The sequence below is a fragment of the Mesorhizobium sp. B2-1-1 genome, assembly GCF_006442975.2.
In the GTDB taxonomy this organism is placed as follows: domain Bacteria; phylum Pseudomonadota; class Alphaproteobacteria; order Rhizobiales; family Rhizobiaceae; genus Mesorhizobium.
In genome coordinates this window covers 2,138,480-2,152,912 of record NZ_CP083954.1, presented here as the reverse complement: position 1 = coordinate 2,152,912, position 14,433 = coordinate 2,138,480, and the positions used below count along the sequence as shown (strand labels likewise).

Annotated in this window: 16 protein-coding genes; 9 read left to right on the top strand and 7 right to left on the bottom strand. The window is 64.5% G+C overall.

Features of this window, described 5'->3' with window-relative positions:
• Positions 1 to 136: 136 nt before the first annotated feature.
• A complete protein-coding gene (locus FJ972_RS10520) occupies positions 137 to 1,159 on the top strand; it encodes a glycosyltransferase family 4 protein (RefSeq protein ID WP_140496009.1) in 1,023 nt (340 codons plus the stop codon).
• A 13-nt stretch (positions 1,160 to 1,172) separates the two neighbouring features.
• Here FJ972_RS10520 and FJ972_RS10515 read toward each other — a convergent pair whose 3' ends face one another.
• The 3 genes from FJ972_RS10515 to FJ972_RS10505 form a co-directional block, all read right to left on the bottom strand.
• On the bottom strand, positions 1,173 to 1,532 hold the full coding sequence (locus tag FJ972_RS10515) for a tRNA-binding protein (RefSeq protein ID WP_140496010.1): 360 nt from the start codon (positions 1,530 to 1,532) through the stop codon (positions 1,173 to 1,175).
• Between the two features lie 16 nt (positions 1,533 to 1,548).
• Positions 1,549 to 2,049, bottom strand: coding sequence for a YbjN domain-containing protein (locus FJ972_RS10510; protein WP_127855850.1), 501 nt, complete (start codon positions 2,047 to 2,049; stop codon positions 1,549 to 1,551).
• 316 nt (positions 2,050 to 2,365) lie between these two features.
• Positions 2,366 to 2,668 (bottom strand): accessory factor UbiK family protein, encoded by a 303-nt coding sequence (locus tag FJ972_RS10505; protein WP_140524903.1) that lies wholly within the window; start codon positions 2,666 to 2,668, stop codon positions 2,366 to 2,368.
• A gap of 214 nt (positions 2,669 to 2,882) precedes the next feature.
• Here FJ972_RS10505 and FJ972_RS10500 point away from each other — a divergent pair, with 214 nt between their 5' ends.
• From FJ972_RS10500 to FJ972_RS10470, 7 genes are all read left to right on the top strand, one after another.
• The gene (locus tag FJ972_RS10500) at positions 2,883 to 3,122 is read left to right on the top strand and encodes a BrnA antitoxin family protein (protein ID WP_031250360.1); all 240 of its coding nucleotides are present in this window, start codon (positions 2,883 to 2,885) and stop codon (positions 3,120 to 3,122) included.
• A gap of 130 nt (positions 3,123 to 3,252) precedes the next feature.
• Positions 3,253 to 4,113 carry a prolipoprotein diacylglyceryl transferase gene (lgt, locus tag FJ972_RS10495; RefSeq protein ID WP_140496012.1) on the top strand — a complete coding sequence of 287 codons (861 nt, stop codon included), beginning with the start codon at positions 3,253 to 3,255 and terminating at the stop codon, positions 4,111 to 4,113.
• Complete coding sequence (locus FJ972_RS10490; RefSeq protein ID WP_140516882.1) at positions 4,110 to 5,207, top strand: class I SAM-dependent methyltransferase; 1,098 nt, start codon at positions 4,110 to 4,112, stop codon at positions 5,205 to 5,207. Before lgt ends, FJ972_RS10490 begins: the two co-directional genes overlap by 4 nt.
• 357 nt (positions 5,208 to 5,564) lie before the next feature.
• Complete coding sequence (gene pgeF / locus FJ972_RS10485; RefSeq protein WP_140496014.1) at positions 5,565 to 6,359, top strand: peptidoglycan editing factor PgeF; 795 nt, start codon at positions 5,565 to 5,567, stop codon at positions 6,357 to 6,359.
• Entirely contained in the window at positions 6,359 to 7,510 is a 1,152-nt protein-coding gene (locus tag FJ972_RS10480; protein ID WP_140516886.1) for a M24 family metallopeptidase, read from the top strand. Before pgeF ends, FJ972_RS10480 begins: the two co-directional genes overlap by 1 nt.
• A gap of 43 nt (positions 7,511 to 7,553) precedes the next feature.
• Complete coding sequence (locus FJ972_RS10475; RefSeq protein ID WP_140496016.1) at positions 7,554 to 8,183, top strand: hypothetical protein; 630 nt, start codon at positions 7,554 to 7,556, stop codon at positions 8,181 to 8,183.
• Between the two features lie 239 nt (positions 8,184 to 8,422).
• Positions 8,423 to 9,358 carry a ribose-phosphate pyrophosphokinase gene (locus FJ972_RS10470; protein ID WP_140496017.1) on the top strand — a complete coding sequence of 312 codons (936 nt, stop codon included), beginning with the start codon at positions 8,423 to 8,425 and terminating at the stop codon, positions 9,356 to 9,358.
• Positions 9,359 to 9,475: 117 nt separating this feature from the next.
• Here the strand turns inward: FJ972_RS10470 and FJ972_RS10465 are convergent, their stop codons facing one another.
• The gene (locus FJ972_RS10465; RefSeq protein ID WP_140496018.1) at positions 9,476 to 10,345 is read right to left on the bottom strand and encodes an AraC family transcriptional regulator; all 870 of its coding nucleotides are present in this window, start codon (positions 10,343 to 10,345) and stop codon (positions 9,476 to 9,478) included.
• Positions 10,346 to 10,466: 121 nt separating this feature from the next.
• Here FJ972_RS10465 and FJ972_RS10460 point away from each other — a divergent pair, with 121 nt between their 5' ends.
• Positions 10,467 to 11,720 (top strand): MFS transporter, encoded by a 1,254-nt coding sequence (locus FJ972_RS10460; protein ID WP_411908957.1) that lies wholly within the window; start codon positions 10,467 to 10,469, stop codon positions 11,718 to 11,720.
• A 40-nt stretch (positions 11,721 to 11,760) separates the two neighbouring features.
• On the opposite strand, the gene FJ972_RS10455 is transcribed toward FJ972_RS10460, so the two are convergent.
• From FJ972_RS10455 to FJ972_RS10445, 3 genes are read right to left on the bottom strand one after another with little or no spacing between them, the layout of a single operon-like run.
• A complete protein-coding gene (locus FJ972_RS10455) occupies positions 11,761 to 12,519 on the bottom strand; it encodes an ABC transporter ATP-binding protein (protein WP_140496020.1) in 759 nt (252 codons plus the stop codon).
• 17 nt (positions 12,520 to 12,536) lie between these two features.
• Positions 12,537 to 13,535, bottom strand: a complete 999-nt coding sequence (locus FJ972_RS10450; RefSeq protein WP_140524904.1) for an ABC transporter substrate-binding protein — start codon at positions 13,533 to 13,535, stop codon at positions 12,537 to 12,539.
• A 47-nt stretch (positions 13,536 to 13,582) separates the two neighbouring features.
• Positions 13,583 to 14,431 carry an ABC transporter permease gene (locus FJ972_RS10445; protein ID WP_140496422.1) on the bottom strand — a complete coding sequence of 283 codons (849 nt, stop codon included), beginning with the start codon at positions 14,429 to 14,431 and terminating at the stop codon, positions 13,583 to 13,585.
• Positions 14,432 to 14,433: the final 2 nt, after the last annotated feature.

Here is a 14,433-nt window from a genome sequence, read left to right as displayed (position 1 = left end):
CACTTGATTCGAGCCCGCCGTCTGACTTCGATCCCGTACCCGCCCGGGTGTGCTGGAGCGAAGCGAGGGCAGCAGGCTGGTCGCCGTCCGGGCATCGGGCCGAGGCAACCGCCGACCTTTCGAGCAAAGGCCCGTCATGCGCATATTGATGGTCACCGACGCCTGGCGCCCACAGGTCAATGGCGTCGTCCACACGCTGGAGCGGCTCACCGAAACACTGAAATCGTTCGATGTCGCGGTGGATTTCCTGACGCCCAACATCTTTCGCACTTTGCCCTTGCCGACCTATCCCGATATCCGCCTGGCGTTGACCACGCCAGGTCATGTCGCGCGCCTGATCGAGGCCTACAAGGCAGACCACATCCACATCGTCACCGAAGGTCCGCTCGGCATCATGGCGCGGCGCTACTGCCGCAATGCCGGCCGGCCGTTTACCACCAGCTACCACACACGCTTTCCTGAATATCTCAGCGCCCGGCTGCCGGTGCCGGAAAGCTGGGCCTATCGCTGGCTGCGCGATTTCCACAATTCCGGCCAAGGCACGCTGGTCGCGACGCAGTCGCTGGCGGATGATCTTGCAGCGCGCGGCTTCAACAAGCTGAGGCCATGGACGCGCGGCGTCGACACCGATCATTTCCGGCCCGACAAGAGGAAGGATCTCGGCTTCCCCGGCCCGTTGTTCCTCTGTGTCGGCCGCGTCGCCATCGAGAAGAACCTCTCCGCCTTCCTCGATCTCGACCTGCCCGGCAGCAAGGTGATTGTCGGCGAGGGCCCGGAACTGGCGAAGCTCAAGGCGCGCTACCCCGCCGCGCATTTTCTTGGCCACCGCCCCAACGATGAACTGGCCGAAATCTACGCCTCGGCCGACGTTTTCGTCTTTCCGAGCCGCACCGACACCTTCGGCAACGTCATCATCGAAGCGCTGGCCAGCGGCACGCCGGTCGCCGCCTTTCCGGTCACGGGACCGATCGACATCGTCGGCGACGGCTTCGGCGGCGCGGTCTCCAACGACCTGCGCGCGGCATCGCTCGCCGCCCTCGATGTCGACCGCGCCCAGGCGCGAGAACGCGCTATGCGCTACAGCTGGAAAGCCTGCGCGGAAATGTTTCTCGATACGGTCCAGGAGGCGCTGGGCACGACGCGGAAGCTGGCCGCCTGACGCTCCCTCTCGGCTAAAACAGCCGCCCGCCGTCCGGCACCTTGCGCTCGATGGCGCCGAGCACCACGGCGCCCTCCTCGTCGGGAAAGCCGAGCGTCAGCACTTCCGACATGAATGGCCCGATCTGGCGCGGCGGAAAATTGACCACCGCGAACACCTGCCGGCCGATCAGCGTCTCGGGCGTATAATATTTGGTGATCTGCGCCGACGATTTCTTCACCCCGATCTCGGGGCCGAAATCGATCTTGAGCTTGAACGCCGGCTTGCGCGCCTGCGGAAACGGTTCGGCCTCGATGATCGTGCCGGCACGGATGTCGACACGATCAAAATCGGCGAAACTGATCTCGGGCTTGCGCTCGCTGCTTGAACTCATGTCGAAAACATCTTGGTCAGGCGTTGCCGAAAGTCTCGAACAGCACCCCGGCCAGCGCGTCCTTGGCCGATGTGCCGGACCAGACGACGAACTGGAACGCCTGGAAGTAGCATTCGCAGGCCTCCAGCGCCGACGACAGCAGCACCTCCACCTGCTGGCTCGAAGGCTCGACCCCGCCGGCCAGAAGCAGCGACTGGCGGAACATGATCGCGCCTTCCTGCTCCCACAGGTCGAAATGGCCGAACAACATCTGTTCGTTGATCAGCGACAACAGCCGCATCACTTCCAGCGCGCGCGCCTCCGGCACCTTGATGTCGAAGGCGCAGGCCAGATGCAGCGCCTCGAAATCCTCCATCCACGAGAAGGAGACGTGATAGTCGGTCCAGCTTCCGGCGACCGAGATCGAGATTTCGTCGTCGCCGGCCCGTTCGAAGGACCAGTCATTGTTGTGGGCCACCTGCTCAATGACATCCACCGGATGGATTTCGCGGGAGAATTCGAGTTCGAGAAGTTCCATGGAATGCTTCCTGTGTTCAGGGGAGCGCCACACGCTCCGCGGGGCACACACGACGAACAATCTGATCTAGAACTCGGACGGCCAGGACTTCTCGACGCAAAGACCCCAGACCGGACCCCACCGCCCGGCGCATGACCCTGCTCCGAATCATGCAACAAATTCAGTCTATTGATCGGGAGTCGCGTGAACAGCCCAATTTTTCGCGCTGCGTCATTCGCATGTGGAAAGGCGCTGTCACACAGAGTCACGCAATGCCGGTAAGCGATTCACGGCAAAGCGCTTTTCAGGCTGGTGCTTTGTGGAAAAGTTTAACGAATTATTTTTTCGGCCTGGGCTTTGCGGAAGCCGCAGGTGTGGCCTGCCCGGTCAGTTCGGCAAGCTTGGCCTCAAGCGCCTCGATGCGGTCGGCAAGGCGAGCATTCTCTTCCCTGGCCTTGGCGGCCATCTCGCGCGCGGCCTCGAACTCCTCGCGCTGCACCACGTCCATCGAATTCAGGATGCGTTCGGCCTGTCCCTTGAAGGCGGTCTCCACCTCGCGCCGCACGCCCTGCGCGGCGCCCGCGGCATCGGTCATCAGCTTGGCGAATTCGTCGAGAATGCGGTTCGGTCCGGTCGACATGGCAAATCCTCGGTTGCTGAAATTGAGTTAGTAGTGCCGCGCGCCGAATGCAAGAACGTTGAGGGTTGCCGTTCCATCTGCGTTGCTGTGGCGCATGGCGGTGCCATTCCTGTAAGAAGCTCCCGGACGACGCCAGAGCTGTACTTGAGGGCGCAAGCTCGCCTATTGTGTTCTCGTCTCGTATTGCCTCAAGCACACTTCAGTCAGGTCACCAATGGCAACCCCTCCGCGCCGACCGACCAATCCGATGGCAGCCGCCGAAGCTGCCTTCAAACCGGTGAAGAAGCCGGCACCGCCAATTCGCGAAGCTTCGGCCGCGCCGAACGTCCGCGAGCTTGTTTCGATCCGGATCGACCGGGCCGTGCTCGATCATTTCCAGGAAGATGGCCCCGGCTGGCAGGACAGGATCAACGACGCGTTGCGGCAGTTGGTGGCCGCCAAGCCAAGGGACTGAGCTCACCGCCCGCACGGCGCGATGGGCCTGCAAGCGGTGATCCGATCCGATCTTTGAGGCCGACCACCTTGCCTTGACCCCGCCAAAACCCTGCCGCATGGTCCGCGCCAAACGCAACCGAGAGCTCCCGTTGAACGAATATTTCCTGCTGCCGCTGGCCTCGTTGCCCTTTCCCAACATCGACCCGGTGCTGATTCAGATCGGGCCGCTGGCGGTGCACTGGTACGGCGTCGGCTACATCGTCGGCATCCTGTTCGCCTGGTGGTACGCCAAGCGGCTCGCCGCCAATCCGAAACTCTGGCCCGACGGCATCCTGCCGATGAAGCCGGAGGACCTCGATGATTTCATCATCTGGGCGGCCATCGGCGTCGTGCTGGGCGGGCGCACCGGCTACGTGCTGTTCTATGACCTGCCGCGCTATATCGCGCATCCGCTCGACATCTTCGCCGTCTGGCAGGGCGGCATGTCGTTCCATGGCGGCCTGCTCGGCGTCATCCTCGCCATGACGCTGTTTTCGATCAAGCGCGGCATCCGCACCTGGTCGCTGTTCGACGTCGTGGCCGCTGGCGTGCCGGTCGGTCTTGGCCTCGTGCGCGTCGCCAACTTCATCAACTCCGAGCTCTGGGGCCGGCCAACCGACGTGCCATGGGCGATCGAGTTTCCCAATGGCGGGCCGTTTACCCGCCATCCGAGCCAGCTTTACGAGGCCCTGCTTGAAGGCCTGGTGCTCTTTCTCGTGCTGCGCTTCCTCACCCACTCTCGCCTCAAGCTGAAAACGCCGCGCTTCGTCGGCGGCGCCTTCATCTGCGGCTATGGCCTGTCGCGCATAGCAGTCGAATTCTTCCGCGAGCCCGACCAGCAGCTCGGCTATCTCCTTGGCACCAACTGGCTGACCATGGGCATGATCCTGTCCTCGCCGATGGTGCTGGCCGGCATTTGGGCGATGACGACAGCCAAGCCGGTGCCGCAGTCACGGCCGCAGGCGACATGACGCGGCTGAAGGCACGCATCGTCGATCTGATCGAGGCGACAGGGCCGATCCCCGTCAACGAATACATGGCATTGTGCCTGTTCGATCCCGAGGCGGGCTACTACACCACGCGCGAACCGTTCGGCGCCGCCGGGGATTTCGTCACCGCGCCGGAGATCAGCCAGATGTTCGGCGAGCTCGTCGCCGTTTGGCTCTACCAGGCCTGGCTGGCGGTCGGCCGGCCGACGCCGGTCACCATCGGCGAGATCGGCCCTGGCCGCGGCACGCTGATGAAGGACATGCTTCGCACCCTGTCGCGGCTCGAACCGGCACTGGCCAACGACGCCGCTTTCGCCATGATCGAGACCAGCCCGCGCCTGACCGAGGTGCAGAAACAGACGCTCGGCGCCACACCGTTCTCGATTCGCTGGCACGAGACCATCGATACGCTGCTGCCACAGCCGCTCTTCATCGTCGGCAACGAATTGTTCGACGCCATCCCCATCCGCCAGTTCGTCCGCGTCGGCACTGGCTGGCGCGAGCGCGTGGTCGGCCTCGACGGCGCTGACAATCTTACCTTCTTCGCCGGCGCCGGCTCGCTCGACCCGACGCTGCTGCCCGCCGATGCCGGCGAGGCACCGCAAGGCGCGATCGTCGAAGTGGCGCCGGCGCGCAGCGCCCTGATGGCGACCATCGCCGAGCGCATAGCCGCTCATGGCGGCTCCGGCTTGTTTGTCGACTATGGCCATCTGCGGCCGGGTGTCGGCGACACGTTGCAGGCCCTGCGCCGTCATGATCACGAAGATGTGCTGGCCAATCCCGGCGAAGCCGACCTCACCTCCCATGTCGATTTCGCCGCCCTTGCCGGGGTGGTGCGCGCGCATGGTCTGGACGCCCATCTATCGACGCAGGGCGATTTCCTGCTCGGCCTGGGCATTCTGGAGCGCGCCGGCCGGCTTGGCGCCGATGCCAGCCAGGCGGCACGCGACAAGATCGCTGGCGATGTCGAACGCCTCGCCGGGCCGCAGGCCATGGGCGACCTGTTCAAGGTGCTTGCCATAGTGCCGCGCGGCGTTGCCGTTCGCCCCTTTGCCCAGGCTCCGAGCTCGGATTGACAAGGCGTGACGACGGCCAGTCCGGTTGTGTCGGTAGCTTTTCATGGCCGGCAACTTCTCATGATAGGAATTTTTTCTTGACAGGGTGAAGGCAACTATGGTAGATACTTGGTTATGGTGCTGAGTTGCGCCAGGGACCCGCCGCACAGGCGGGTTTTTCCGTTCAATGCTCCCTCACCGCGCAGCGGCGAAGGAACCGTTACCCCGGATTCGTTGCGTTGCCCCTTCGCCACGCCGGATTGACTTTTCACCGTCACCCCTCCCAATCTCCCGTCCGGTAAAAGAGCGGCTGAACGCCGGCCGTCTCGCTTCGGACTTTTTCTTGACGAAACCGCCCACACGGACAACAACGCCCACATGCTGAATCAGACCAAACTGGATCCCGTGCGGTCGCCGCTGCTGGACCTGGCGCAGGCACAAGGCATCCGCCACGGTTATTTCACCCGCGTCGGCGGCGTCTCGACCGGCATCTATCAGGGCCTCAACATCGGCACCGGCTCGGATGACGACCAGGCGCTGGTCGCCGAGAACCGCCGCCGTGTCGCCGCCTGGATGGGCGTGCCGGCGGACCATCTCCTGACCGCCTGGCAAATCCATTCGCCTGATGTCGTCGTCGCCAGGGGACCCTTTGCAGGCGAGCGTCCCAAGGCCGACGCCATCGTCACCGACCGGCCGGGCATCGCCATCGGCGCCTCGACCGCCGATTGCGGCCCTGTGCTGTTCGCGGATGCCGCGGCGCGTATCATCGGCGCGGCGCATGCCGGCTGGAAAGGCGCCTTCACGGGGGTGCTCGAGAACACCATTGCCGCCATGGAAAGTCTCGGCGCCAGGCGTGAAAACATCGTCGCCGTGCTCGGCCCCTCGATCGGCCCGGAAAACTACGAGGTCGGGCCTGAATTCGTCGCCCGCTTCGTCGAGGCCGATGGCGAAAATGACAGATATTTCGCGCCTTCGGCGAATCCCGGTCATTCGATGTTCGACCTCAACCGCTACACGGTGGACCGGCTCGACAGGGCGGGTGTGACCGCGCAAGGTCTCGGCCGCTGCACCTATGCCGAGGAAGATCTGTTTTACTCCTACCGGCGCACGACGCACCGCAAGGAACCCGATTACGGCCGGCAGATATCGGCAATCGTTTTGGAGAGTGAATAATGGCGCTGCATTTTGAACGATCCGAATTCGACGCGCGCCGCGACCGGCTGGTGATCGAGATGGCCGAGAAGAAGCTCGACGCCATCCTGCTCTTCGCGCAGGAAAGCATGTATTGGCTGACCGGCTACGACACGTTCGGTTTCTGCTTCTTCCAGTGCCTGGTGGTGAAAGCCGACGGGTCCATGGTGTTGCTGACCCGCTCGGCCGACCTGCGTCAGGCGCGCCACACCTCAATCATCGACAACATCGTGCTGTGGACCGATCGCGATGGCGCCAATCCGGCCGTCGACCTGCGCAATCTGCTGAACGAGCTCGACCTGCTCGGCGCCCGCATCGGGGTCGAATACGACACTCATGGGCTGACCGCCTATAATGGCCGCCGCCTCGACGAGCAGCTGCAGACCTTCGGCCAGATCGCCGATGCATCCGGCATCGTCGGCCGGCTGCGCCTGTTCAAGAGCCCGGCCGAGATCGCCAAGGCCGAGAAGGCGGCGAACCTGGCCGACGACGCGCTGGATGCGGCCTTGCCGCTGATCAAGCAGGGCGGTGACGAGGCGCTGATCCTTGCCGCCATGCAAGGCGCGATCTTTGCCGGTGGCGGCGACTATCCGGCCAACGAATTCATCATCGGCTCCGGCGTCGACGCGCTGCTGTGCCGCTACAAGGCCGGTCGCCGCAAGCTCACCAAGAACGACCAGTTGACGCTCGAATGGGCGGGAGTCTTTCATCACTATCATGCGCCGATGATGCGCACGGTGCTGACCGGCAAGGCCTCGAAGCGTCACCAGGACTTGTTCGACGCGGCCCGTGCCGCGCTGCTGGCGGTCGAGAAGGCGATGACGCCGGGCAACAGTTTCGGCGATGTGTTCGACGCGCATGCCCGTGTCATGGAGGCACGTGGACTGACCAAGCATCGGCTGAATGCCTGCGGCTACTCGGTCGGCGCCCGCTTCACCCCGTCCTGGATGGACATGCCGATGTTCTACCAGGGCAATCCCGAGCCGATCGCGCCGAACATGACGTTGTTCGCCCACATGATCATCATGGATTCCGAAACCGAGACGGCGATGACGCTTGGCCGCACCTATCTCACGACCGAATCACAGCCGAAGCCGCTTTCCCGCCATGATCTCGACTTGATCGTACAGTGAATCCACGATGGGAGGCGTTCTTCGCCAAGGAGTTAGAAGGCAAATGAGACGATCGCAGCTGACGACCGTGTCATTGCTCGTGGTCCTGGCGCTCGCCGCCTGCACCAACGCAAAAGACGTCCTCGAACCCTCCGCCATCACCCCGCCCACGGCCGCGGCGCCGGCCACGCCGGCAGCCCAGGGCAGCGCCGCCACCCCGGCGCCCGCTGGCCCTGCCACGACCACGGCGGGCGCTCCAGCAACGACCACGACGTCAGCCACGCCCGCACAGACCGCCGCAATCCTTGCCAGGACGCGCCTGCAGATCGCGCCGATCGTCGGCGCTTCGGTGGAAGCGGCGACGCCGCTGACGGCGGAGTTGCAGACGCGCGCTAGGCAGCGCGGCATCACGCTGGCCGGCAGCGCCGACCAGACCGCGACCCATGTGCTCAAAGGCTATTTCTCGGTGATCTCCGAAGGCAAGGACACCACCGTCATCTATGTGTGGGACGTCTACGATCCCTCGGGCAACCGCCTGCATCGCATCAACGGCCAGCAGAAGGCGGCTTCGGCCAGTTCCGGCGCCAGCGGGGGCGGCGACAGCTGGAAAGCGGTGGCGCCAGCCACCATGCAGGCGATCGCCGACCAGACCATCGACCAGTTCGCGGCATGGCTCGGCGGCAAGGCGGGCTAGACCATCGGACCCGAATGGAAACGGCCGCGGGGAAATCCCATGCTCGAACAAGGGGAAGGAGCAGCGGCGGCGGGTCAGCTGCCCAGTGTTGCCCATACGCGATGGCGCGAACATTTCCCAGGATTAGCCGGCGGATTTCCAATCACGGTGCTTGCAATAGCCGCGCGGGCCGCTAAAAGCCCGGTTAAAGGGCGTAGGCGAGTCTGTTGGGGCTCTCCATCCTCCACCAGGAACGGTGCATGAAACTCTTCGCGGGCAATTCCAACAGGGTGCTGGCCGAGGCGGTCGCCCGCTATCTCAACATCCCGCTGGGCAAGGCCAGCGTCAGGCGCTTCGCCGACCAGGAAATCTTCGTCGAGATCCAGGAAAACGTGCGCGGCGAGGATGTCTTCATCCTGCAGTCGACTTCCTTTCCGACCAACGATCACCTGATGGAACTGCTCATCATGATCGACGCCTTCATGCGCTCGTCGGCCAAGCGCATCACGGCGGTGATCCCCTATTTCGGCTATGCCAGGCAGGACCGCCGCGCCTCCGGCCGCACGCCGATCTCGGCCAAGCTGGTCGCCAACATGATCACCCGCGCCGGGGTCGACCGCGTGCTCACGCTCGACCTCCACGCCGGCCAGATCCAGGGCTTCTTCGATATTCCGACCGACAATCTGTTCTCGGTGCCGGTCATGGCCCGCGATGTGAAGGCGAAATACAAGCAGCTCGGCAACGTCGTCGTGGTGTCGCCCGACATTGGTGGCGTGGTGCGTGCACGCGCGCTGGCCAAGCGCTTCGACGCACAGCTCGCCATCGTCGACAAACGCCGCGAGCGTCCCGGCGAATCGGAGGTCATGAACATCATCGGCGCGGTCGCCGGCAAGGACTGCCTGCTGATCGACGACATCGTCGATTCCGGCGGCACGCTGTGCAACGCCGCCGATGCGCTGCTGGCCAACGGCGCCACCAGCGTCACCGCCTATATCACTCATGGTGTGCTGTCGGGCGGCGCGGTCACCCGCATCAGTGGCTCCAAGCTGCAGGAACTGGTGATCACCGATTCCATCCAGCCGACCCAGGGCGTGCTCGACGCCCCCAATATCCGCGTCATCTCGATCGCCGACCTGATGGGCGAAGCCATCTCGCGCACGGCAACCGAGGAATCGGTGTCGAGCCTGTTCGACTAATTGTCGATCCCGGCGGGCGCGTAGCGCAGCAAAACCGATTACAACGTGCAATCAGTGCTCCTGCAAATGGACCTTAGACCGAAGGTTGGCGCATCAGCTTGATGCCATCGGCATGCCTCAAGCGGCGATCGGACCGCCTATGCGCCGCGGGTTTTCGCCGGCATCTCGCGCACCGCGCATATAGCCGCGCGGCGAGGCGCCCAGCATGCGCTTGAACATGGTGATGAAGGCCGGCACGCTGTCATAGCCGAGATCGAGCGCCACCCGGGTGATCGGCTCCCCATCGGCGAGCCTCGGCAGCGCCGCGAACAGGCATGCTTGCTGGCGCCATGTCGACAGCGACAGTCCGGTCTGGCGATGAAAGGCGCGCGTGAAGGAGCGTCGGCTCATGCCGGCGGCGTCCGCCCACTCGTCGATCGTCGCGCGCGGCGACGGTGCCGCCACGAAACGCCGGCACAGCGCCGCCAGCCTGGGATCGGAGGGGAACGGCAGGCCAAGCGGCCGCTCCGGCAAAGTCGGAATTTCGTGCAGCAGGAGATTCATGATCAGCCCGCCACGCCCTTCCAGCACGCCGCCTTGCGGCAGTTTTTCCGATTCAACGATCAGGCTGTGCATCAGGTCGGTGACGCCGACGACGCGCAAGCCTTCCGGCAGTCCGGGGATCGCTCCCGGCATGACATAGACCGAGCGCATCGAGACATCGCCCAGCATCTCGACGGAATGCTCGGTGCCCGCGGGGATCCACATGGCGTGATCGGGCGGCACCATCCAGCGCCCGTGCCGCGTCGTCACCAGCACGACGCCGACCAGCGCATGCAGCAACTGGCTGCGGCTGTGGCGGTGCCGCGGCACATGGTAGCCGTCGGGATATTCGGTCGGCAACGCCACCGCCGGCCCGGCCACTTGCTCCAGCCATAGCCAGCGACGCTCGTGCAACTGCTCGAGGTCGGCATTGCCAGCGTGAAAAATTTCCCTGCCATGCGGCATAAGCTATGGCCCACTTGCGAAACTATTGGACCAAACCACGAAAGAAGTCGTCCCGCAAGCGGCCTATAAGCCATCCGTTCCCAAGGCGGCCGCAGGAGCGTCCGCCAGCTTGCCCGCGGGTATGCCCGCCAAAAAGACTACGGAGCCTGCCTTGACCGATACGACAGCCGTCGCCCCTCCCGCGACCGCCAGCCATGCTTCAGCCCAGGCGACGGCCTTCACCGTCATCCTGGCGGTGAGTTTTTGCCATTGCATCAACGACATCATGCAGTCGCTGCTATCGGCCATCTATCCCCTGTTGAAGGAGAATTACGGCCTCGATTTCTGGCAGATCGGCCTTCTGACCTTCACCTTCCAGGTGACTGCGTCGTTGCTGCAGCCGGTGATCGGCATGATCACCGACAAGCGGCCAATGCCCTATTCCCTGCCCTACGGCATGGCCTCTTCGCTGATCGGCCTGATCGTGCTTGCCTATGCCGGCCACTACACGCTGCTCCTGATCGGCGCTTCGCTGATCGGCATCGGCTCGGCGATCTTCCATCCGGAATCCTCGCGCATCGCCCGCTTCGCCTCAGGCGGCCGCTTCGGCCTGGCGCAGTCGCTGTTCCAGGTCGGTGGCAATTTCGGCCAGTCCATGGGACCGCTGCTGGCGGCATTTATCGTCGTGCCTTTCGGCCAGACCAGCATTTCATGGTTCGCCGTCGGCTCGCTTATCGGCATCGTCGTGTTGTGGCAGGTCGGCGGGTGGTACAGCCGCTTGCGCGCCACACAGGCGAACCGCAAGACGTCCAGTTTCGTCTCGCCCTTCCCGCGCCGCAAGGTGATGGGGGCCCTGGCCGTGCTGACGCTGCTGGTGCTGACCAAGAACGCCTACATCGCCAGCCTATCCAGCTACTACACCTTCTACGCCATCCATAAGTTCGGCGTTTCGGTGCAGATGTCGCAGGTCATGCTGTTCCTGTTCCTCGGCGCCTCGGCGCTGGGCATCCTGCTCGGCGGTCCGTTCGGCGACCGCTACGGACAGAAGGCGATGATCTGGTTTTCCATCGTCGGCGTGCTGCCCTTCACGCTGGCGCTGCCTTACGCCAACATGGAATGGACGATGGTGCTGACGGTGCTGATCGGCCTGATCCTGTCGTCGGCCTTCTCCAACATCGTCGTCTTTGCGCAGGAACTGGTGCCGGGCCGCGTCGGCATGATCGCCGGCATCTTCTTCGGCTTCGCCTTCGGCGTCGGCGGTATCGCCGCCGCCGTGCTCGGTATCGTCGCTGACATGAAGGGCATCGACTTCGTCTTCCAGATCTGTTCGTATTTGCCGTTCCTGGGCCTGTTGACGGTGTTCCTGCCCAATATGAAGGAAGCACGGAAGGCCTAACCTGGGAAAGCGCCTCGACACGTGCGAGCGCGTCGAGGCCTCAGTGCAGGCCGAATTCGCGCAGCAACTCCTCACGGTGGCGCACGAAGCGGCTTTCGCTGCGATCACGGGGGCGCGGCAGGTCGACGGTGATCAGACGCGCCGCGCCGCCTTTCTCCTTGGGCAGGATCAGCACTCTGTCGGCGAGATAGATCGCCTCCTCCAGATCGTGGGTGACCATGACCATGGTGACGTTTTCCTCGCTCCAGATGCGCGCCAGTTCCTCCTGCATGGAGATCTTGGTCATGGCGTCGAGGGCGCCGAGCGGCTCATCGAGCAGCAGAATTTCGGGCTGCACCGTCAGCGCCCGGGCGATGCCGACGCGTTGCGCCATGCCGCCCGAAAGCTGCCGCGGGTAGGCATCGCTGAACTCGGCAAGACCGACCAGCGCTATGTAGAAGCGCGCCCTCCGCTCGGCCTGCACCTTGGGCACGCCGCGAACTTCGAGGCCGAAGGCGACGTTGCCAAGCACGCTCAGCCAGGGCAGCAAGCGCGGTTCCTGGAAGATCACCGCCCGCTCCGCGCCGACGCCTTTTATTTGCTTGCCATCGATCGCAACGGCGCCTTCGTCGGCGGTTTCCAACCCGGCAAGGATGCGCAGCAATGTCGTCTTGCCCGATCCGCTGGCGCCGACAATGACCAGGCACTCGCCGGAGCGGATGTCGAGATTGAGCGAACGCAGCACGGCGAGCGAGCGCCCGCCGAGTGCAAAGGACTTCGACAGGTCGCGGATCGTGACCTCGCCGCGTGCTGTGGCCATGCTGGGTGCCTCCTTGCTCAATTGGTCTTGCTTTCGCCTGGCCGGTAGAGGATGTCGGCAGCCTTGAGCTTGCCCTTCGGCAGGCGGCCGTCGCGCTCGAGCACAGCCACCCAGAAGTCGATGTCGCGGTCGGTCGCCACCGCCTTTTCGCGCAGACCGAAACCCGTCCAGTAGCGCGCCAGTTCGCCGTTCTCGCCGCGTTTGTCGAGGATTTCGGCCAGCACCTTGCGGGCCTCGTCGGGATTCTGCCGCGACCAGTCGGCCGCACGCGCGGACTGTTCGACCAAGTTCTTGGCGGCGTCGCGATTGGCGGCGATGAAATCCCGCCGCAGCACGATGAAGCCGCCCGCGATCTCGCCCAGCACGTCGGCGTCGTTGAACACGCCGCGCACACCGCCATTGGCCACCAGGGCACCGGCGAAAGTCGCCTGCCAGTAGCCGAGCCCGGCGACATCGACCTGATGCGAGCGCAACGTCTGCTCGAGTTGCGGCCCGGGCACCACGACGAGCTTGGCGGCGTCCGGCGGCAGGCCGACGCTGTGCAGCGCTTCACGCACCGCGTAGTCGAGATGGGCGCCGAGCGTGTTGACCGAGATCGTCTTGCCGGCGACGTCCGCGATCGACCTGATCGGGCTGTCCTCCAGCACATAGAAAACGCTTTTGACCTGGCTGTTGATGCCGTTGCTCGGATAGGCGGCGACGAAGTCGTTGCCGCCGGCGATCGAGTTGATCACGGCCGGCGTGGCGGCCGAACCCAGGTCGACGCTGCCGGAGGCGAGCGCAAACAGCGATTCCGGGCCGCCGCCGGCATAGCCGACATTCTCGAGCTCGATGCCGAGGCCCTTGAAGTAGCCGAGTTGGTCGGCAAGCTCATGCGGCGAGATGCTGCCGCGGCTTGCGAGATAGCGTATCTTGACGGAAGCGGCCTGCGAGCGCGCGATCGATGGTAGCCCGACGGCGATGATGCCGGCGGCAAGAGGGGCGCGCAGAAGCAGCGAGCGGCGTGTGATGGTCATGATCCGGCCTTTCACTTTTCAAAAATGACGATGATGGGGGCGGCTGTTCAGCCGGCGGAACTGCTCCAGCGGCAAAGCCGCCGCTGCAGGCTGACCAGCACCTGGTTCGCGATCAGGCCGAGCGCGGCCAGGATGACGATCGACGCGAACATCAGCGGGATCTGGAAATTGTACTGCGCGTTCATCACCTGGAAGCCGATGCCTTTGTTGGCGCCGATCATTTCCGAGGCAATCAGCAGCAGCAGCGCGGTGGTCGCGCCGAGCCTCAACCCGACGAAGATCGAAGGCACGGCGCCCGGCAGCACGACGCGCCGGAATATGGTCAGCCGCCGGGCGCCGTAGACGCGCGCCATTTCGAGCAGCTTCGGATCGACCTCCTTGACGCCGCTGATCGTGTTGAGCAGCAGTGGAAACAGCGTTGCCCAGAAGATGACGAACACTTTGGAGGCTTCGCCTAGCCCCAGAAGCAGGATGAAGACGGGATAGAGCGCCAGGGCCGAGGTCTGCCGGAACAGTTGCAGGATCGGATCGAGCGCCGTCTCGACGCTGCGGGTCTGACCCATGACGAGGCCGAGCGGGATGGCGACCGTAGCCGCCGCGGCGAAGGCGAGGCCGGCGCGCTGCAGGCTGATGGCGATGTCGCCGAGCAGGCTGCCCCCGGCGAGGCCCTTCCAGAGCGCTACGACGATCATGTCGATCGGCGGCAACACCGCGGCATTGACCCAGCCGCCGCTCGCCGCCGCCTGCCAAAGCGCCAGGAACCCCAAAAGCACGCCATAGCGCGACAGCAGACGCGTGAGGGTTCGGCCAGCCAGGCTCAGAATATCGGCGCCGAGCCCGTTGCCGTTTTCATGCGCGCCGATGCCCGTCGGCCGTTCAATGTGCTGCAAAGTCATCG

What these genes read in the sequence shown, in the direction of transcription:
- FJ972_RS10475 (WP_140496016.1), top strand. Translation starts at nt 7,554, where the DNA reads ATGAGACGATCGCAGCTGACGACCGTGTCATTGCTCGTGGTCCTGGCG.
- FJ972_RS10500 (WP_031250360.1), top strand. Translation starts at nt 2,883, where the DNA reads ATGGCAACCCCTCCGCGCCGACCGACCAATCCGATGGCAGCCGCCGAA.
- FJ972_RS10455 (WP_140496020.1), bottom strand. Translation starts at nt 12,519, where the DNA reads ATGGCCACAGCACGCGGCGAGGTCACGATCCGCGACCTGTCGAAGTCC.
- pgeF (WP_140496014.1), top strand. Translation starts at nt 5,565, where the DNA reads ATGCTGAATCAGACCAAACTGGATCCCGTGCGGTCGCCGCTGCTGGAC.
- FJ972_RS10510 (WP_127855850.1), bottom strand. Translation starts at nt 2,049, where the DNA reads ATGGAACTTCTCGAACTCGAATTCTCCCGCGAAATCCATCCGGTGGAT.
- FJ972_RS10490 (WP_140516882.1), top strand. Translation starts at nt 4,110, where the DNA reads ATGACGCGGCTGAAGGCACGCATCGTCGATCTGATCGAGGCGACAGGG.
- FJ972_RS10460 (WP_411908957.1), top strand. Translation starts at nt 10,467, where the DNA reads ATGCCCGCCAAAAAGACTACGGAGCCTGCCTTGACCGATACGACAGCC.
- FJ972_RS10505 (WP_140524903.1), bottom strand. Translation starts at nt 2,668, where the DNA reads ATGTCGACCGGACCGAACCGCATTCTCGACGAATTCGCCAAGCTGATG.
- FJ972_RS10465 (WP_140496018.1), bottom strand. Translation starts at nt 10,345, where the DNA reads ATGCCGCATGGCAGGGAAATTTTTCACGCTGGCAATGCCGACCTCGAG.
- FJ972_RS10520 (WP_140496009.1), top strand. Translation starts at nt 137, where the DNA reads ATGCGCATATTGATGGTCACCGACGCCTGGCGCCCACAGGTCAATGGC.
- FJ972_RS10480 (WP_140516886.1), top strand. Translation starts at nt 6,359, where the DNA reads ATGGCGCTGCATTTTGAACGATCCGAATTCGACGCGCGCCGCGACCGG.
- FJ972_RS10515 (WP_140496010.1), bottom strand. Translation starts at nt 1,532, where the DNA reads ATGAGTTCAAGCAGCGAGCGCAAGCCCGAGATCAGTTTCGCCGATTTT.
- FJ972_RS10470 (WP_140496017.1), top strand. Translation starts at nt 8,423, where the DNA reads ATGAAACTCTTCGCGGGCAATTCCAACAGGGTGCTGGCCGAGGCGGTC.
- FJ972_RS10450 (WP_140524904.1), bottom strand. Translation starts at nt 13,535, where the DNA reads ATGACCATCACACGCCGCTCGCTGCTTCTGCGCGCCCCTCTTGCCGCC.
- FJ972_RS10445 (WP_140496422.1), bottom strand. Translation starts at nt 14,431, where the DNA reads ATGACTTTGCAGCACATTGAACGGCCGACGGGCATCGGCGCGCATGAA.